This is a genomic window from Micromonospora sp. BL4 (assembly GCF_003667505.1).
Taxonomy (GTDB): domain Bacteria; phylum Actinomycetota; class Actinomycetes; order Mycobacteriales; family Micromonosporaceae; genus Micromonospora.
Map to the genome: position 1 here is coordinate 1 of NZ_RCVJ01000070.1, position 18025 is coordinate 18025.

Below are 18025 nucleotides of genomic sequence, written 5' to 3' on the forward strand. Positions count from 1 at the left end.
CCCCCCAACCGTCCACCGACCTGCCGACCCCTCCGGTGGACGCCCCCGAGGGTCCGCCGGCCCGGCTCTGGGACCGGATGCGCGCGGATCCGCAGTACGCGCCGGAGCACCTCGCCCTGGAGGCGGTGCGCCGGCTCGGGCCGGAGGCAGCCCAGTGGGCCGCCCGCGCCCGGGCCGATCAGCCCGGCGTCGCGGCCGACGTCCTGGCCGACCAGGCGGCCCGCAAGTTCCTCAACCTGGCCCGCCTCTCCGGTGCCGTGTCCGGCGCGGCCGGGCTGCCCGGCGCCGTGCTCGACGTGGGTGTGCTGGCCTGGACCCAGGCGCGGATGGTCCTGCACATCGCCGCCGCGTACGACGTCGACCCGTTGCACACCGACCGGGCCACCGACCTGCTGGTGCTCCAGCGGGTGCACAAGGTCGCCGAGAGCGCCCGGCTGGCGCTCGGCGTGGCCGCCGGCCGGGAACGCGCCGACGCGCTCTTCGGCCTGGGCGGCCAGCGTCCACTCGGCCACGTCATGCTGCGGCTCGGCGTACGGCTGGCGCAGATGGCCGGCGTCCGGGCGGCCAAGCGGATGGTGGCCAAGGTCGTGCCCGGCGCGGCGATCGTGCTCGGCACCTGGGCCAACTCGTCGGCCACCAAGGATCTCGCGGAGCGCTCCCGTGCGCTCTACCGCCCGCGCGGTGCCACCGTGCCGGAGCCCCGAGACCCCTGACCCGCCCGTCCGCAGGTGTGTCCGGCCGGTCAGTCGGCCAGGCCGGAGGCGCGCCAGGTCACCTCCGCGAGCCGCCCCTGCCCGCCGGCGTTCGGGTGGAACCAGTCCAGCGGGTTCAGCAGGTCCAGGGTGAACCGGACCTTGTACACCGCGCCGCCGTCGTGCCGGCAGCGTGACCCGTACGCCCGGCAGGCGGCCACCAACTGGGCGTTGTAGGCGTCGATCCGGTCCCGGACGGCGGCCCGGCGGGCCCGGTCTGCGGGGGCCGTCGAGGTCGCGTCGGCCAGCAGGGCCGGGCAGACGCCCCGCCGCCAGGCGCGTACCGCCCGCGAGTCGCCGTGTCCGACCTCCCAGAGCCGGTACAGGTCGGGAATGCTCACCACCAGCACCCGGGCCTTCGGCCGGCCGGTCCGCAGCGCCCGCAGGCCCCGGTCCACGTCGGCCCGGAACCGCGCCACCGGCGTCATGGCGTCGACGCCACCCCGGCAGACGTCGTTGGCCCCGATCAGCACGGTGACGTAGTCGGCGCGGTCGCGTACCGCAGCCTTCGCCTGGCCCTCCAGCGCGTCGGCGCGGGCACCCGGCCGGGCGTGGTTGTACGTCCGGTCGCGGATCGCGGGGTCCTGGTCGAGCAGCCGCCGGTAGAGGCTGCGCACCCGCAGGCCGTCGCCGGTCGACCAGGAGTTGCGCTCGCAGGAGGTGAGCACCAGGCAGGACGCGAAGCCGGTGCTGATCGAGTCGCCGAGCGCGGCGATGCTGCCGGGGCCACCGGGCTGCGGAGTGCCCTTGGTGGGGCGGGGAGTCGCGGAGGTGCCGCCCTCGCAGGCCAGTGCGACCAGCGCCGCGAGACAGGCCAGCGCGGCGACCCAGCGTCGAGGCATGACATCCCCCGTCTCGCAGCACAGAGCGACAGCGCGGTAACTCTATGCGTAGGACGCGGTCTGCCGGGAAGTTGCTGTCGGGTATGCGGCAGAGCGCCCGGCGTGGCGGCGCGATGTGCTACGGACGCGGGTCACGCCGCGAGGCCGGGTTAACGCTGGCGATCTGGGGTAGGTCGGGAGTTATGACGAGATCGCAGCCCCGGCGTGCCCGTGGCACGGTCGGCCACGCGTACAGCGCGCTGAACCTCCGCCTCGCCCTCGCCGGCTTCGGGCTGGTGATCATGGTGCTCTTCGCGGTGCTGGCGTTCTGGGCCGACCTCGCCTGGCTCGGCGTTCTCTGCGCGATCTTCGCCGTGGTCGCCGTGGTCGACCTGGTCGTGATCCAGCGCCGCCGCGCCGCCCGCCGCCGCGAGGAGCCGGGCGTCAGGCACTCACTGTTCGAGTGACAGGAGGACGAGATGCCCATCGCCACCACCAACCCGGCCACCGGACAGGTGCTCAAGACCTACGAAGCGATGTCCACCGAGCAGCTCGACGCCGCCATCGAGCGCACCGAACTCGCGTACCAGCAGCTGCGCGGCACCACCGTCGACCAGCGGGCCCGGTGGATGCACGCTGCGGCCGACCTGCTGGAGGCCGACCGGGACGAGATCGCCCGGATCATGACCACCGAGATGGGCAAGACGTACGTCGCGGCGCAGGCCGAGGTGACCAAATGCGCCTCGGCCTGCCGGTTCTACGCCGACCGGGCGCCCTCGTTCCTCGCCGACGAGCCGGCCGACGCCAAGGCCGTGACCGCGACCCGGGCGTTCATCCGCTACCAGCCGATCGGCCCGGTGCTCGCCGTGATGCCGTGGAACTTCCCGCTCTGGCAGGTGATGCGCTTCGCCGCGCCGGCGCTGATGGCCGGCAACACCGGCCTGCTCAAGCACGCGTCGAACGTGCCGCAGACCGCGCTGCTGCTGGAGGACGTGTTCCGCCGGGCCGGCTTCCCCGAGGGCGCGTTCACCACCCTGCTGGTCGGCTCGGAGGCCGTCGATCGGATCCTCAGCGACCCCCGCGTACGCGCCGCCACACTCACCGGTAGCGAGCGCGCCGGCCGTTCCATCGCCCAGGTCGCCGGCCGCGAACTGAAGAAGACGGTGCTCGAGCTGGGCGGCAGCGACCCGTTCGTGGTGATGCCCTCGGCCGACCTGGACCGGGCCGCCGAGGTGGCCACCACCGCGCGCTGCCAGAACAACGGCCAGTCCTGCATCGCGGCGAAGCGGTTCATCGTGCACACCGACGTCTTCGACGCCTTCGCCGAGAAGTTCGCCGCGAACATGGCCGCGTTGCGGGTCGGCGACCCGATGGACAAGGACACCGACGTGGGGCCGCTGGCCAGCCAGGGCGGTCGCGACGAGGTCCACGCCCAGGTGCGCGACGCGGTGGACAACGGCGCGACCGTGCTCTGCGGCGGCGAGTTGCCGGCCGGGGACGGCTGGTTCTACCCGCCGACGGTGGTCACCGACCTCACCCCGCAGATGCGGATGTGGCGTGAGGAGGTCTTCGGCCCGGTCGCCGGGCTGTACCGGGTGTCGTCGTACGAGGAGGCGATCGAGGTGGCCAACGGCACCTCCTTCGGGCTCGGCTCGAACGCCTGGACCCGTGACCCGGCCGAGCAGGAGCGCTTCGCCACCGACCTGGACGCCGGCAACGTGTTCATCAACGGCATGACCACCTCCTTCCCGGAGCTGCCGTTCGGCGGCGTGAAGAACTCCGGCTACGGCCGGGAGCTGTCCGCGCTGGGCATGCGGGAGTTCTGCAACACCAAGACGGTCTGGGTGGGGGAGGGCGCGGCCTCGGCCGGCGCGGGCGCGCACGCCGAGTAACCGGCGGGCGGCCGGCCCGAGCGGTTCAACCGGACGCCGTCCTGGGTAGGAAGTGCGTCCATGACGGTGTTCGGCTTTCACGCGTCCCACGAGCAGATCCACCCGCGCGCCCTGCTGGAGGCGGTGATGCACGCCGAGCGGGCCGGCTTCGACGCCGCCATGTGCTCGGACCACTTCTCCCCGTGGAGCGCCCGGCAGGGCGAATCCGGCTTCGCCTGGTCCTGGCTGGGCGCCGCGCTGCAGGCCACCGGCATGTCGTTCGGCGTGGTCAACGCCCCCGGCCAGCGCTACCACCCGGCGATCATCGCGCAGGCGATCGGCACCCTCGGCGCGATGTACCCGGGCCGGTTCTGGGCCGCGCTGGGCACCGGTGAGGCCAGCAACGAGCACATCACCGGCGACCCGTGGCCGCGCAAGGACGTACGCGCGGCCCGCCTGCGCGAGTGCGTGGACGTGATCCGCGCACTGCTGGCCGGCGAGGAGGTCAGCCACGACGGCCTGGTCCGGGTGGACCGGGCCCGGCTGTGGACCCGGCCCGAGCAGCCACCCGCGCTGGTCGGCGCCGCGGTCAGCGTCGCCACCGCCCGCTGGTGCGCCGAGTGGGCGGACGGGCTGATCACGGTGAACGCGCCGACGGCCCACCTGCGCGAAATGATCGACGGGTACCGGGACGCCGGCGGACGCGGTCCGCTGCACCTGCAGGTGCACGTCAGCTGGGCGCCGGAGCAGGCACAGGCCGAGGCGCTCGCGTACGACCAGTGGCGCAGCAACGTCTTCGCCCCGCCGGTCTGCTGGGACCTGGAGACCGTCGAGCACTTCGACGTCGTCTCGGCCGACGTGCCGCCGGAACGGGTCGCGCAGGTCGTGAACGTCTCGGCCGACCTGGGCCGGCACGTGGGCTGGCTGGAGGAGTACGTGGAACTCGGGTTCGACCAGATCGCCCTGCATCACGTCGGGCAGGAGCAGCGCCGGTTCATCGACGCGTTCGGCACCGAGGTACTGCCGAAGCTGCGGACGGCCTCGTGATCAGGGCGCGGTCCGTCGCACCCTAGGCTCGTACCCCATGGAAAGCCTGTTTCCGGTCGTCGTCTTCCTGGCGATCGCCACCCTGGGCGCGGCGCTGGCCCGCCGGCTCGGCCTGCTCGCGCCGATCGTGCTGGTCGTACTCGGTCTGGCGCTCTCCTTCGTACCGGGCCTTCCGCAGGTGCACCTTGACCCGGAGTTGGTGCTGGTCGGCATCCTGCCGCCGCTGCTCTACGTGGCAGCGCTGGAGACCTCGGTGCCGGCGTTCAAGAACAACATCCGGCCGATCCTGCTGCTCGCCGTCGGCCTGGTGCTGTTCACCGCGTTCGTGGTCGGGTTCGTGCTGCACCTGCTGCTGCCGCAGGTGCCCTTCGCGATCTGCCTGGCCCTCGGCGCGGTGGTCGCGCCGCCGGACGCGGTGGCCGCCACCGCGGTCGCCCGGCGGGTCGGGCTGCCCCGCCGGGTGGTCACCATCCTCGAGGGGGAGAGCCTGGTCAACGACGCGACGGCGCTGGTGCTGCTCCGGGTCGCGACGCTGGCGACCGCCGGTTCGGCGGTCGGCACCGCAAACGTCACCATCGAGGTGCTGCGGTCCGCCGGCGGCGGCATCCTGATCGGTCTGCTCGGTGCGGTGGTCTTCGGCTTCCTGCACCGGCGGATCCACGATCCACTGCTGGACAACGCGTTGTCGTTGATCATCCCCTTCGCCGTGGTGTTCGGCGCCGAGGAGGTCCACGCCTCCGGCGTCGTCGCGGTGGTGGTCACCGGGCTGGTGCTCGGCCACAAGCTGCCCCGGTTGCTCTCGGCCGCCTCCCGGTTGCAGGTCGGCGCGTTCTGGCGGCTGGCCCGCTTCCTGCTGGAGGGGCTGGTCTTCCTGCTGGTCGGGCTCCAGCTGCCGGACGTGCTGCGGGACCTCGACGAGCCGTTCGGCTCGCTCACCGCGATCACCCTCGCGGTGCTCGCCACCGTCTTCCTCACCCGGTTCGTCTGGCTCTTCCCGGCCACCTACCTGGCCCGGTTGGTCCCCCGGATCCGTCGCCGGGACCCGGCCCCGTCGCCGAAGTTCCCCATCGTCATCGGTTGGGCCGGCATGCGGGGTGTGGTCACCCTGGCCGCCGCGCTGGCCCTGCCGCTCACCCTGGCCGACGACCGGCCGTACCCGAGGGCGTTGTTCATCTGGCTGGCCTTCGCGGTGATCGTGGTCACCCTGGTCGGCCAGGGGGCCACGCTGCCGTTCGTCGCCCGCCGGCTGAAGCTGCCCCAGGACGACCCGGTGCAGGACGCGTTGTCGGCCGCCGGCGTGCAGCAGCAGGCCAGCCGGGCCGCCCGGGAGCGCCTCGACGAGCTGGCCGACAGCGCCCCGGAGGCGGTGGTGGACCGGCTGCGCCGGGCGTCGGAGGACCGCACCAACATGGCCTGGGAACGGCTCGGTGGCGCCGAGCGGGAGACCCCGTCGCAGGCGTACGGTCGGCTGCGACAAGAGATGATCGACGCCGAGCGGGAGGTGTTCCGGGCTGCCCGGGACTCCGGTCGGATTCCGGAGGAGGTGCTGGTGCGGGCCTATCGTGACCTGGACCTGGAAGAGTCGTTGCTGCGGGAGGTCCAGAAGTGAGCTGTCAGCATCTGACCGAGGCGGGTGCGGTGGAGCCACACACCACCGAGGAGTGCCCCGACTGCGTCGCCATCGGCAACGCCGACTGGGTGCACCTGCGGGCCTGTCTGACCTGCGGGCACGTCGGCTGCTGTGACTCGTCGCCGTACCAGCACGCGACGAAGCACTTCGAGTCCAGCGGCCACCCGGTGATCCGCTCCGTGCAGCCGGGCGAGGCCTGGCGCTGGTGCTACGTCGACGAGGAGATCGGCTGATCGCTGGCCGGATGTGATTCGACGCGTCTCGCCAGGGCCCGTCGGGTGAGCGGCGGCACGGCCAGACCGGTGACGGCGAGCAGCCCGGCCAGCACCAGCCAGCCGACCGGGCCGCCGTCGATGATCAGCCAGGTCAGCAGGGCCGGCCCGGCCGCGCGGGCCAGCCCGGCGAGCAGGCCGTCCACCCCCTGGTAGGCGCCGATGGCGTCCGGGGCGGCCAGGTCGTACGCCAATGCCGCTCCGGCGCTGGCGTGCCACAGGTCGCCGAGGGTGTAGACCACCGTGGCGGCCAGGAGCAGGCCGACCGCCGCCGGGGTCGGCGCCGCGGCGGTCGCGGCCCACAGCAACATCCCCGCCGCGAGCACGAGCCCGGCCCGGCGCATCGTCGCCGCCGCCGGCAGCGCGCGGCGTGCAGCACGGCTCAGGCGTACCGCGAGCAGCACGGTGAGCAGCGTGTTGACCAGCAGTACCGCGGACACGGTCACCGGCGGCGCGTCGGTGCGGGTCACCACCCACAGCGGCAGCACCAGCGTCAACACCACCCAGTGCAGGGAGAGCACCGCCGAGGCTCCGGCGACCAGGAGGAACGGCCCGTCGCGCAACGCCCGTCCGGGCCCGCGCCGCCCGCCGGCCGCCGGCCCCGTCGGCCCCGTCGGTTCCGTCAGTTCCGTCGGCTTCGTCGGTTCCGTCAGTTCCGTCGGCTTCGTTGGTTCCGTCAGTTCGGTCGGCTCCGTCAGTTCCGCTGGTTCCGTCGGCTTCGTTGGCTTCGTCCGCGGGTGTGCCGGCAGTCGCATGATCAGCGTCGCCGAGACCAGATAGGTGGCAACGTTGCCCAGCACCAGCAGCCGGTACGCCCAACCGGTGTCCGCCACCAGCGCGAACCCGGCCAGCCCCGCGCCGAGCGCCACGCCCAGGTTGGCCACCGCGCGCAGGGTGGCGAAGGCGTGCACCCGGCCGTCCGGGCCACCCACCGCGGCGACCAGCGCGGCGCGGACCGCCAGGTTGCCGGACACCAGCAGCGCGTCGAGGGTGGCCACCAGCAGGAATACGGGAAACGAGTTCACCAGCAGGTACGCGGCGGCGACGGCGGCCTGCACCAGCTGGAGGGCCGCCCGGAGGGTCCGGGGATCACGCCGGTCGGCCAGCCCGCCGAGCGGCACGCTGGCGGTGAGCCCGACCAGGCCGGCGAGCGTGAGCCCCAGCCCCACCTCGGTCGGGGTCAGCCCCACGACCCGGGTGAGGTAGAGCGCCGCCCCGGTCACCCACAGCCCGGTGCCGACCGTGTTGGCGAGGGTGGCCAGCGACAGGGTGCGCAGCCGACCGGGCGGCGGCAGCGGCGACAGCGACCGCCAGCGGCCGCGAACCCCCGCCCGCATGCCCACACCTCGACCCTAGGACCGACGCGTGCGCATCGATGCCCCGCTCGGTGCGGCCCCCGTCACAGCCGCCTTCAGCTCGGTCACTGGCCCCCGTTCGTTCGCTGGCTCCCGTTCGTTCGCTGGCCCCCGTTCGTTCGCTGGCTCCGGTTCGTTCGCTGGCTCCGGCGCGTTTTGCTGGCTCCGGTTCGTTTGCTGGCTCCGGTTCGTTTGCTGGCTCCGGTTCGTTCGCTGGCTCCGGCGCGTTTTGCTGGCTCCGGTTCGCTTGTCGGCTCCGGTCGTTTAGGGATTCAAATTCTTGGGGAGCTCACGTGCGCCGGTGGTAGTGGTTGCGGCGGGGGAGTTGGGTGGGGTCGAGCCAGGCGGGTGGGATGAAGTCGGGGTGGCCGTCGGCGTTGAGGTGGACGGTCCAGTCGCTGTGGTGTAGGTGGCGGTGGTGGTGGCCGCAGAGCAGCACCGCGTTGGTCAGGTTGGTGGGGCCGCCGTCGGCCCAGTGGTGGATGTGGTGGGCGTCGCACCAGCGGGGTGGTCTGTCGCAGCCGGGGAAGGCGCAGCCGCGGTCGCGCAGGACGAGGGCGCGTCGCAGGGGTCCGGTGATGAGTCGGCGTTGCCTACCCAGGTCGAGGGTCTGACCGGCGCCGCCGAGGACGGCGGGCAGGATCGCCGCGTCGCAGGCGAGTCGGCGCACGGTCTGCGGGGTGAGCCGTAGGCCGGTGTCGAGAGTGCCAGCGTCGAGTTGCTGGAGCAGGGTGTCGTAGCTGGTGGTGACGACGATGTGGGCGGGTTCGCCGCCGTGCTCGGGTAGTTCTGTGGTGCGCAGGGTGAGTCGGCAGAGGTCGGCGAGGGCGTCGTGGCGGCGTTGTCCGGGGGTGCGGGTGTCGTCGGGGCCCGATGGTGCGGTCAGGGGGTCGATGGCGGCGCGCAGCAGGCCGGCTGTTTCGGCGTCGAGGTTGCCGGTGAGGCGCAGGCGGCCGTCGCGGAGCTCGGAGAGGGTGAGGTGGCGGTCTCGGGTGGATCGTTGGGCTTCGGCTTCCAGTGCGGCGCGGTCGGTGGCGTCGGCGATCTCGGGGGCGACGTGGTCGAGGATCCGGGTGCTCAGCTTGCGCAGCAGGGCGGGGTCGAATTGTCCGGCCCAGTCGACCAGGACACCGATGGCCTTGTCGGCGGCTTCAGCACCCGCGGCAGCGTGCACCGTGCTGACCGTCTCGCCGATGACGCGGGCCTGTTCCACGCTGATGTGCCCGTCGGCCAGAGCGCGGCGCACTCCGGGGGTGCCGGCGTCCAGCGCGGCGGCGAGGTCGACCAGTCGGCGGGCGGCGGGGACGGTGAGTCGTAGCCGTTCGCGTAGCCAGATCGCCGTTGAGGACGCGCCCTGCGCGACGGCTGTGCCCCGGCCGTCGAGCTCGCGTACCAGGGTCAGTTTGACCGCGGCCAGGCGCTGCTCGAGCCGGTGCGCGGCGTCGAGCGCCGCGATCAGGTCATGCTCCGATGCGGCCCAGGTGGCCGCGTCGAGGCACGCCGCCACCGCGTCCTCCGCCTGCGCCAACTCCTCGACCACGACCTGACACTAGAACACCTGTACGACAAATTTGATCACCAAGATCGATGGCTGCCGCAGCCGCGCAGTGCGCGCGTCACCCCTGCCGGATCAGGCCCGGGCCGGCGATGATGTCGACGTCACCGTCCGCGACGTCGTGGCCGGCTTCGCAGCGGAGGACCGCTCGGACCGGTTGGCCGCAGTCGTGGTGGGTGGCGAGAATCGGGGGGCCGGTGTCGTCGGTGGCCCAGGTGTCGCCCCAGTTGCGCAGCGCGGTGATGACCGGCACGAGTTCGCGCCCCTTGGCCGTGAGCTGGTATTCGTGGCGGGTGCGCTGCCCCGGCTCCCGGTAGGGGATCCGTTCGAGGAGGCCGGCGCCGACCAGTTCCTTGAGTCGGGCCGCCATGGCGGGCTCACCGATCCCGACTCGGCGGACGAAGTCATCGAAACGCCTCGTGCCGAGCAGGGCGTCGCGCATGATCAGGATCGTTGACCTGCTGCCCACGATGTCCATCGCACGTGCGATCGAGCAGTTCGCGTTCGACCAGGAGTCGCGGTCGTTCCGGAGGTCCTCCATGCCTTCCAGCGTACCTGGCTTGCGGTGAAGCTAGTCAGGTGCTTCACTGGGTGATTGCTGGCTTCTATAGGCAGAAGTCAGATCCGGAATCGACTGACTTTGAGGACGTTTCGTGACCACTCAGCCCAGCAGCACCGCCCTGACCGGGTCGACACGCCCACAGGACGCCGACCGGCCCGGCAGAGCTGACCGGCCGCGGACATCCGGGCCGGCCGGCACCGGGCGTCGGGCCATCCGCGGCTCGCACGCGGTGACGCTGATCGCCATGTGCCTGGGCGCGATGATCACGTTCCTCCAGATCACCGCGACCGTGTCCGCCCTGACCACCATCCAGCGAGACCTGCGGGTCGACCCGACCACCGTCATCTGGATCCCCAGCGCCTACACCCTGGTGGTGGCGAGCCTGGTGCTGTCCGCCGCCACGCTCGGCAACCGGTACGGGCGCAGGCGAATGTTCGGCGCCGGCGTCCTCACCATGATCGTTGGCGGCGCCGTCGTGGCCGGTGCTCCCACCGTGGCCTGGGTGATCGTCGGGCAGTTGGTGGCGGGCCTCGGCGGGGCACTGATCCTGCCGAACAGCCTGGCGATCCTAGGCGCGACCTTCACCGACCCGCACCGCCGCACCGAGGTCATCACCGCCTGGTCGGCCGCCTCCGGCATCGGCCTGGCGGTCGGCCCGCTGATCGCCGGCACCCTGCTGCGGCACTTCCACTGGAACAGCGTCTTCCTGTCGACGATCGTGCTGGGCGTGGTGACCCTCGTCGTGGCCGCGATCGGGGTGGCCGAGTCCCGGCAGGGCGCGGGTCGCCTGGACGTAGCCGGCCTGCTGCTCGGCACCATCGCCATCGCCGCCGCCGTCTACGCGATGATCAGGGGCGGCCGGGACGGCTACACCAGCCCGGTCGTGGCCACGACCTGGATCGTCTCCGCCGCCGCGCTGGTCGGGTTCGTGCTGGTCGAGCTGCGCGCCAGCGCACCGATGCTCGACGTACGGCTGTTCCGGTCCGCGTCGTTCAGCGCCGTCATGGTCGTCGCGGCGGTGTCGCTGTTCGGCTTCACCGGTGTGGCGATCCTGCTCGTCCTGTTCCACGAGCGTGCTCAGGCGCTCAGCCCGCTCGACACCGGCTGGCGGATGCTGGTGCTCTTCGGTGTCTACGCGGTCGTCGCCTTCGCCGCCGGGCGGGCGATCCGCCGTACCGGATTCAAGGCCCCGCTCACCGCCGGTCTCGTCCTCGGTGCCGCGGCCAGTTTCGGTCTGGCCGCCCAGGGCCCGGCCACCCCGTTCGACCAGCGCTGGCCGCTGCTGGCGTTGTTCGGTGCCGCCAGCGCACTGGTGGTGGCCCCGGCGACGGCGGCGGCGTTGGCCAGCGTCGCGCCCGCCCAGGCGGGCATGGCCTCCGGCGCGGTGAACGCCGCCCGCCAGGTCGGCTCGGTGCTCGGCTCGTCCCTGCTGGGCACGCTGCTCACCACCACGATGCTGGCCGACCTGCCCGAGCGGCTCGCCGCTCACCAGGTGGGCGAGCCCACTCGGACGGCGGTGCGGACGGCGGTGGCCGGCGGCGCCACCGGCGACCCGGCGCTGCCCGACCCGGTCCGGTCGGCCCTCGCCGAGGCCCTGACCGCTGGCGTGCAGGCCGGGCTGCGGGTCAACGGCATCGTCTTCCTCGCGACCGCCGTGCTCGCTCTCGCCCTGGTCCGCAACCGGCCGCACCAGCACTAGGCGCCGTACGGCGTCCGGGTCACAGCGTCACACCCCGGCTTTACTCTGACCATTACCGCCGCCGACGCGCTGGTCGACCGTCTCGCCGCCCGAAACGGCGTCGACCGGGACACCGCTCCCGGGCACCTGAGGGAATCCCCGAGCGCGGTCCCGCCGGGTCGCCCGGCGCGGCTGGTCGAGGTGGCCTTCGACCGCAACCGGCGAACGTCGCCGCACGATCGACGGCGGCACCATGTCGACGGTCTGACCCGACCCGCACAACAGTGTCCAGAAGGGACATCGAACCCATGACTGCCGACCAGGTCGCGCCGACCATCATCCGCCGGTACTTCGAGCTGGTCGGCCAGCCGGACTCCGAGGACTATTTCGCCCTGTTCGCCGATGACGCCGTCGTCGAGGACGAGTCGACCGAGTACCGCGGCATCGCGGCCATCCGCGAGTGGCGCCGTGCGGTGTCCCGGGTGTCGTACGACCTCACCGACGTGCAGGACACGCCCGCCGGTACCGTCGTGACCGCGACGATCACCGGCGACTTTCCCGGCAGCCCGTTCGCCGGGCTTCGGTTCCGCTTCAGCGACTACGACGCCAACGTGATCAGGGCCCTGCGCATCGCACCCTGACGAGCCGCGCACGATCGACGAAGCTGTCCCGCGGACCGCTGTTGCCGTTGCGGTCGGCTTCCGGGGTTTCGTGGATCGCCCGTGCGAGGTGCAGGGCAGCGCACCGAGGGCGTACGGTGAGCGTGTCGCCCGGGGCCCCGGTGGTCGCCATACGTCGCCACCGGCCCAAGGGGCGTCAACGATCGTCATCCCCAGTCGCTGCGACGTGCTGATCGTGTTGGTTGATCACCGACCGCGTCCCGGCCGTCTGATTTCACCGCGCAGTCGGGTTCGGCGCGTTGGCCGGTGGTGGATTCCGGCCCGTTCACACCGCCGTCCGCGAGCATGAGCGTTTCGGACGGCCCAACCAGGGAGCACCAGATGATGATCGACAGGCACCGAATCGTCAGCGCTCTCCGCGACCGGGGTCAGCAGGCCAGGGCCGACTGGGTGGAGCGCGAGCTGCCGGAGCGGGTCGACCCGGCCAAGCACTCCGGCCTGCTCGCCACCCTGCATCTCGACCCGGCCGACCTCGCCGACGCCATCTCGCCGTGAGGATGGCGCGGCGCGGCGCGGGCCGGTCGCCGGGCCCGCGCCACGACCAGTGGGATTTTGCACTGAGAGTGCACTTGTCTCTGTTTCCGGGACTGTCTAGCGTCAGACCATGCCTGCCTCATGGACATTCGCCGTGGCCCGTGATGACCTCGGCCGGACCACCATCGTCGATGGCGCGACGTCCGCTCTGTCCGACGGTGAGGCGCTGCTCCGGGTGGACCGTGTCGGCCTGACCGCCAACAACGTGACCTACGCGGTGCTCGGTGAGTCGATGCGCTACTGGCAGTTCTTCCCGCCGGACGCCCGTGGGCTCGGGTCGCAGTGGGGGCTCCCGCCGCTGTGGGGCTTCGCCGAGGTGATCGCGTCGACGGTTCCGGAGGTCGCGGAGGGGCAGCGGGTCTACGGCTACCTCCCGCCCGCGGGTCACCTCGTGGTCCGGCCGCACCGGGTGGACGGGTCCGGGTTCCGCGACGCGAGCACGCACCGGGCCGGGCTGCCCTCGCCGTACAACGCCTACCGGTCGACCACCGGCGATCCGGCGTACCGGCCCGAGCAGGAGGACCTGCTGATCCTGTTCCGGCCGCTGTTCTTCACCTCCTTCATGCTGGCCGACCAGGTCGCCGACAACGGCTTCTACGGCGCGGCGTCGTTGGTGATGTCGTCGGCGTCCAGCAAGACCGCCTACGCCACGGCGTTCGAACTGCACGGTCGTGGCCCGCGTCTGGTGGGGCTCACCTCACCCGGCAACCTCGCCTTCACGCGGTCGCTCGGCTGCTACGACGAGGTCCTCTCCTACGACGACATCGGCGTCCTCGACGCGGTCCCGACGGTCTATCTCGACCTGTCCGGCGCGCCGTCGACCCGTGCCGCTCTGCGACGGCGCCTCGGTGGCCAGCTCATGCGGGACATCGCGGTCGGGCTCACCAACCAGACCCCGAACGCCGACGCCGCCGAGGAGGTGTTCTTCGCGCCGGTCCAGATGCGCAGGCGCAGCCAGGAGTGGGGCCGCGAAGGGCTCGACCAACGGTTCGCCGAGGCCTGGCAACTGTTCACCGCCGTGGTGACCGGCTGGCTCGACGTCCGGGTCGGTGCGGGGCCGGAAGCCCTGCGGCACGCGTGGCTGGAGGTCCTCGACGGCCGTACGCCACCACGGGTGGGTCACGTCGTCCAGTTGTGAGTGGCCGATGGTCGACCGAAACGGTTACGGGATGATCGCGTCGACGTAGCCGCCGTCGACCCGGACCGCGGCGCCGGTCGTCGCGGAGGCCAGGGGAGAGGCGAGGTAGGTGACCATGTTGGCGATCTCCTCGGGTTCGATCAGCCGCTGAAGCAGGGACTGCGGCCGGTGCAGTCGCATGAACTCCCGCTGCGCCTCATCCCACGGCAGGCTGTCGCCCATGAGCTCGGAGATGAAGTTCTCGACGCCTCCGGTGTGGGTGGGCCCGGCGAGCACGGAGTTGACGGTCACGCCCGTGCCGGCCGCGGCCTTCGCGAACCCGCGCGAGACACCGAGCAGTGCCGTCTTCGAGACCCCGTAGTGGATCATTTCGGCCGGGATCGCCACCGCCGAGTCGCTGACGATGTACTGCACGCGCCCCCAGCCGCGCTCCATCATTGCGGGCAGGTAGGCCCGGGTCAGCCGGACGCCGGCCAGCACGTTCACCTCGAAGTAGCGGCGCCACTCGTCATCCGAGATCTCCAGGGCGGGGGTGGGGCCGAAGATGCCGAGATTGTTGACGAGGATGTCGACGGTGGGCAGCAGGTCGAGGGTCCGCGCGGCGCCCTCGTCGCTGGCGACGTCGGCGTCGATCTCGATCACGTCGGCACCGGGGACCTCGCTCCGCAACGCCACCGCCGCCTTCTGGACACCGGCGGCGGTACGGCCGTTGACCGCCACCCGGGCCCCCGCGCGGGCGAGGCCGGTGGCGATGGCCGCGCCGATCCCCTGGGTCGAACCGGTGACCAGCGCGGTCCTGCCCGCGAGATCGATGTGAACCGTCATGGTTGTCCTGTTCGTCGGCGTTTCCCCGGCCACCCCGGGCCGGGGGACCGCTTCCGGCAACCTCGACCGTAACGGCGCCGGCCAGACCCGGCAGTGGGAGTCGGGCACGGCGGGTGGCGTGCCCCCGGATCAGTCGCGCTGATCCGGGTTGTCGCCCGCCATCGCCGCCGGCCGGGCCGGCGTCACCGCGAACGGGTGGCGTAGGCGTCGCATGGCTTCCTCGCTCCCGTCGAAGGCCACGTCCGAGCTGTCCAGCCCGTCGGCGGCCGAATTGGCGAGAAACAACACCGGTCGATCATTGCCGTTCGATGTCATGCAGGAGTCCTGTCTTCAACAAGGAGTGCGCCCGGGTCGTCGGCAACTCCTGCCGCACAACCTCGTGACGAACGCGGCGCTCACGCTGGCGCCAGAGCGCGGTGTCGCGATCTCGGGCGACGGCCCGGCGACACCAGTACACCGAACCCTACCCGGCATCGCCGATCGTCATGCGCCGACGCACGTCCCCGTGCGCACTCCGACCGTGGCCGGGCGGCGGTCAGGCCGGCGTCGGGTGGTCCGACTCGAATCGGGTGCGCGTCAGGAACGCGAGCTGGGCACGCTTGTCCGGCATGTCGATCTCGGACCCGAAGGTGAAGCCCTCGACCTCCAGTCGGCGTAGCGCGAGGTGGTTGCGCACGTCCGGCTCGACGACGATCCGCTGGGCGGCCGGGTCGCGGAACAGGAAGCGGGCGAGGGCGGGGCCGACGGCGGTGGTGAGGCCCTGGGCGAGGTGCCGGTCGGGGCTGAGCAGCAGGTGCATCCCGACGTCGCCGGGCTGGACCTGGTAGCGCTCGCCGACCGGGTCCGCCTCGGGCTGGTACGTCTGGAAGAGGCCGACCGGCTCCTCGTCGATCAGAATCAGGTACGCGTGGTGCGTCGGCAGGCTGTCGACGAAGGCGTAGATCTCGCGTACCTGTTCCAGCGTGTGCGACCCCATGCCCCAGAAGGAGTTGCGGGGGCGGGTGACCCAGGTGTGCAGGAGTTCGGCGTGCCGGTCGGGTTCGACGGTCACCAGCGACAACTCGCCGAGGCCCGGGATCTTCTCCTGGTATGTCATGTCGCGCTGTCCTTTGCTGAAGGGGCGGTGAGGTGGCCGTGACCGGGCGAGCGCGTCGATGCCCGTCCGCCCACAACTGGCGCGCGTCGCGGTCGGCGTGGCTCATTCAGGCACTGCGCCGAAGCGAGGGAGACGCATGTTCCGTCAGGTGCCGAGTTAGGTTACCCTCCCCTAACGAAGGCTGACCTTACCTGGAGGGGTGCGTGAAACGGAACTGGGAGGCCCTGGTCCTCAAGGCCATGGGAGGCCGGGACTTTCGGTTGACCGTGCTGGGCACCGAGTCGATCGACGGGCACTACCAGCGGCTGCTCCTGGACGGTGGCGGCCTGCTGGAGGCGTGCGGGGTCCACCCGACGATGTGGATCCGGCTGTGGTTCGACAATGACGGCCGGGCACACCAGCGCGCGTACACGTTGGTGGACCCCGACCCGGCAACCGGCCGGTTCAGCCTCGAATTCGCCATCCACGACGGCTGCGCCGCCCGCTGGGCGACCACGGCACAGGTCGGCGACACCATCGGCGCCACCGTTCAGGGCAGCGCGTTCCACCTGCCCGACCCCGCACCCGAGCACCTCTACCTCGTCGGCGACGCGGCGTCCCTGCCGGCGGTGAACAGTCTGCTCGACGTCAGCGCCGACATCCCGGCGACGGTCTGGCTGGAGTACGCCCACGAGGGCGAGAAGGCGCTCACGCCACGGGCCCGGGCGCACCACGACGTCACCTGGGTGCCTCGGCGCGGCTCCGGTCAACACCTGGTCGACACGGTCTGCGCGGCCCTGCCGGCCAGCGACGCGGCCCACTACTGGGTGGCCTGCGAGGCGGCCAGCACCCGCAGCATCGTCCGGCACGTGCGGCGCACACTGGGCGTCGACAAGGGGCAGTTGACGTCCCTCGCGTACTGGAAAGCCGCATGACGGGTCGCCTCGGCACCCTGACCGCGCTGTACGGCACGCAGTATCTCGGCATCGGCTTCATCACCGTCGGGCTGACCGCCATCCTGCGCGACGGCGGCACCTCGCTGGAGACCCTGGCGCTGCTGCAGATCGTCGGTCTGATCTGGCCCGTCAAGTTCCTCTGGGCGCCGATCCTCGACCGGTACGGCTCCCGTCGCCGCGGCCACTACCGATCCTGGCTGCTCGTGCTCCAGAGCGCCCTGGTGCTCGCCCTGCTGGCGCTGCTGCCGTTCTCCCGCCCGGCCGACGCGCTCGGCCCGGTCATCGCCATCTGCGCGCTGTACGTCCTCTTCTCCGCCACGCAGGACATCGCGGTGGACGCGGTGGCCGTGCGGATGCTCACCGAGTCGGCTCGGGGGACCGGCAACGGCATCCAGGTGGCGGCGAGCTACCTCGGCAACCTGCTCGGTGGTGGCGCCTGCGTACTGGTCTACGACCGGTTCGGCTGGGTGCCGGCTATCAGCCTGCTGGCCGCGCTGACGGCCGTCGGCCTGCTGGTGGTGTGGCGGTTCCGCGAGCCGGTCCGTACCGATCGGGTGGCCCGGGTCGGCACGGCCTACCGGGCGCTGCTGTCGGTGTTCGGCCAGCCGGGATGCCGGTGGTGGACGTTCGGCGTGGTGCCCCTCGTGTACGTCGGCGCTGGAATGGCGTACGCCCTGGTGACGCCGGCCCTGGTCGATGCGGGCTGGTCGTTGGGCCGGATCGGCGTCGTGACGGGTGTGGTGGTCAGCGCGCCGGCCATCGTGGCAGGTCTGGTCGCGGGGCTCGGGATCGGACGGTTCGGGCGCAGCGGCGTGCTCGTGGCCGGGGGCCTGGCCCTGGCGTTGTCGACGATGCTGCTGCTGCCGTTGATGAACGGTCGCGCGCCGCTGGGCGGTACGGTCGCGGCGCTCTGCTGTTTCATGGTCGCGTACACCATCGCCAACGTCGTGCTCTACACGGTCAACATGGACTACTCCCGCCCCGACACCGGCGGCACCGACTTCACCGTGCTGTCGTCGTTCGGGCTGGTCTGCTCGTTCGTGGCCGCCTCCCTCGGTCTCGCGGCGGCCGACCAGGTGGGCTATCCGGCCGTCGCGGTCGCCGCCATCCTGCTGGTGGTCGCCGGGGTCGCCCTCGGCCTCGCACACCAGCGGCGGTTCCCCCGCACGCCGTGTCCCAGCCCCGGGCCCGCCACCGAGCACACGCCGGACGGTGTGCGGGCGGTGGCGTGACATCCGGTGGCCGACGCGGGGCGGCCGTGCACGCGCCGGTCG

General features: G+C 72.1%; 19 protein-coding genes. 12 read left to right on the top strand and 7 right to left on the bottom strand.

Annotation, left to right across the window (positions count from 1 at the left end; translation table 11 throughout):
• The first annotated feature begins 20 nt into the window (after positions 1-20).
• The gene (locus EAD89_RS04935; RefSeq protein WP_121656616.1) at positions 21-713 is read left to right on the top strand and encodes an EcsC family protein; all 693 of its coding nucleotides are present in this window, start codon (positions 21-23) and stop codon (positions 711-713) included.
• A gap of 29 nt (positions 714-742) precedes the next feature.
• Here the strand turns inward: EAD89_RS04935 and EAD89_RS04940 are convergent, their stop codons facing one another.
• On the bottom strand, positions 743-1594 hold the full coding sequence (locus EAD89_RS04940) for a GDSL-type esterase/lipase family protein (RefSeq protein WP_121674900.1): 852 nt from the start codon (positions 1592-1594) through the stop codon (positions 743-745).
• A gap of 182 nt (positions 1595-1776) precedes the next feature.
• On the opposite strand from EAD89_RS04940, the gene EAD89_RS04945 reads away from it, so the two are divergent.
• The 5 genes from EAD89_RS04945 to EAD89_RS04965 are packed head-to-tail and all read left to right on the top strand — an operon-like array spanning position 1777 to position 6354.
• On the top strand, positions 1777-2040 hold the full coding sequence (locus EAD89_RS04945; RefSeq protein WP_121656614.1) for a DUF6343 family protein: 264 nt from the start codon (positions 1777-1779) through the stop codon (positions 2038-2040).
• A gap of 12 nt (positions 2041-2052) precedes the next feature.
• Complete coding sequence (locus tag EAD89_RS04950; RefSeq protein WP_121674901.1) at positions 2053-3465, top strand: NADP-dependent succinic semialdehyde dehydrogenase; 1413 nt, start codon at positions 2053-2055, stop codon at positions 3463-3465.
• Positions 3466-3525: 60 nt separating this feature from the next.
• The gene (locus EAD89_RS04955; RefSeq protein WP_121674902.1) at positions 3526-4491 is read left to right on the top strand and encodes a TIGR03885 family FMN-dependent LLM class oxidoreductase; all 966 of its coding nucleotides are present in this window, start codon (positions 3526-3528) and stop codon (positions 4489-4491) included.
• Between the two features lie 37 nt (positions 4492-4528).
• On the top strand, positions 4529-6100 hold the full coding sequence (locus EAD89_RS04960) for a Na+/H+ antiporter (protein ID WP_121674903.1): 1572 nt from the start codon (positions 4529-4531) through the stop codon (positions 6098-6100).
• Positions 6097-6354 (top strand): UBP-type zinc finger domain-containing protein, encoded by a 258-nt coding sequence (locus EAD89_RS04965; RefSeq protein WP_121656610.1) that lies wholly within the window; start codon positions 6097-6099, stop codon positions 6352-6354. The genes EAD89_RS04960 and EAD89_RS04965 overlap by 4 nt, the downstream gene beginning before the upstream one ends.
• Here the strand turns inward: EAD89_RS04965 and EAD89_RS04970 are convergent.
• The 3 genes from EAD89_RS04970 to EAD89_RS04980 all read right to left on the bottom strand — a co-directional run bounded on the left by EAD89_RS04970 (position 6330) and on the right by EAD89_RS04980 (position 9844).
• Positions 6330-7730 carry an MFS transporter gene (locus EAD89_RS04970; protein ID WP_121674904.1) on the bottom strand — a complete coding sequence of 467 codons (1401 nt, stop codon included), beginning with the start codon at positions 7728-7730 and terminating at the stop codon, positions 6330-6332. The two genes, EAD89_RS04965 and EAD89_RS04970, sit on opposite strands and share 25 nt — an antisense overlap.
• A gap of 307 nt (positions 7731-8037) precedes the next feature.
• Positions 8038-9288 (bottom strand): HNH endonuclease signature motif containing protein, encoded by a 1251-nt coding sequence (locus EAD89_RS04975; RefSeq protein WP_121674905.1) that lies wholly within the window; start codon positions 9286-9288, stop codon positions 8038-8040.
• A gap of 76 nt (positions 9289-9364) precedes the next feature.
• Positions 9365-9844, bottom strand: a complete 480-nt coding sequence (locus EAD89_RS04980) for a helix-turn-helix domain-containing protein (protein WP_121654718.1) — start codon at positions 9842-9844, stop codon at positions 9365-9367.
• Between the two features lie 112 nt (positions 9845-9956).
• Between EAD89_RS04980 and EAD89_RS04985 the strand changes: the two genes are divergently transcribed.
• The 4 genes from EAD89_RS04985 (at position 9957) to EAD89_RS04995 (ending at position 13895) form a co-directional block, all read left to right on the top strand.
• Positions 9957-11564 (top strand): MFS transporter, encoded by a 1608-nt coding sequence (locus tag EAD89_RS04985; RefSeq protein WP_121674906.1) that lies wholly within the window; start codon positions 9957-9959, stop codon positions 11562-11564.
• Positions 11565-11851: 287 nt separating this feature from the next.
• Positions 11852-12184 carry a nuclear transport factor 2 family protein gene (locus EAD89_RS04990; RefSeq protein WP_121674907.1) on the top strand — a complete coding sequence of 111 codons (333 nt, stop codon included), beginning with the start codon at positions 11852-11854 and terminating at the stop codon, positions 12182-12184.
• A gap of 360 nt (positions 12185-12544) precedes the next feature.
• Complete coding sequence (locus EAD89_RS30670; RefSeq protein ID WP_199723418.1) at positions 12545-12718, top strand: hypothetical protein; 174 nt, start codon at positions 12545-12547, stop codon at positions 12716-12718.
• 109 nt (positions 12719-12827) lie between these two features.
• Positions 12828-13895, top strand: a complete 1068-nt coding sequence (locus EAD89_RS04995; RefSeq protein WP_121674908.1) for a DUF2855 family protein — start codon at positions 12828-12830, stop codon at positions 13893-13895.
• A 24-nt stretch (positions 13896-13919) separates the two neighbouring features.
• Here EAD89_RS04995 and EAD89_RS05000 read toward each other — a convergent pair whose 3' ends face one another.
• From EAD89_RS05000 to EAD89_RS05005, 3 genes are all read right to left on the bottom strand, one after another.
• Positions 13920-14720, bottom strand: a complete 801-nt coding sequence (locus tag EAD89_RS05000; protein WP_121674909.1) for an SDR family NAD(P)-dependent oxidoreductase — start codon at positions 14718-14720, stop codon at positions 13920-13922.
• A gap of 129 nt (positions 14721-14849) precedes the next feature.
• Entirely contained in the window at positions 14850-15035 is a 186-nt protein-coding gene (locus EAD89_RS30230; protein WP_147458758.1) for a hypothetical protein, read from the bottom strand.
• A gap of 220 nt (positions 15036-15255) precedes the next feature.
• A complete protein-coding gene (locus EAD89_RS05005) occupies positions 15256-15816 on the bottom strand; it encodes a GNAT family N-acetyltransferase (protein ID WP_121654723.1) in 561 nt (186 codons plus the stop codon).
• A 203-nt stretch (positions 15817-16019) separates the two neighbouring features.
• Between EAD89_RS05005 and EAD89_RS05010 the strand changes: the two genes are divergently transcribed.
• A complete protein-coding gene (locus EAD89_RS05010) occupies positions 16020-16730 on the top strand; it encodes a siderophore-interacting protein (protein ID WP_121674910.1) in 711 nt (236 codons plus the stop codon).
• Entirely contained in the window at positions 16727-17983 is a 1257-nt protein-coding gene (locus EAD89_RS05015) for an MFS transporter (RefSeq protein ID WP_121674911.1), read from the top strand. The genes EAD89_RS05010 and EAD89_RS05015 overlap by 4 nt, the downstream gene beginning before the upstream one ends.
• Positions 17984-18025: the final 42 nt, after the last annotated feature.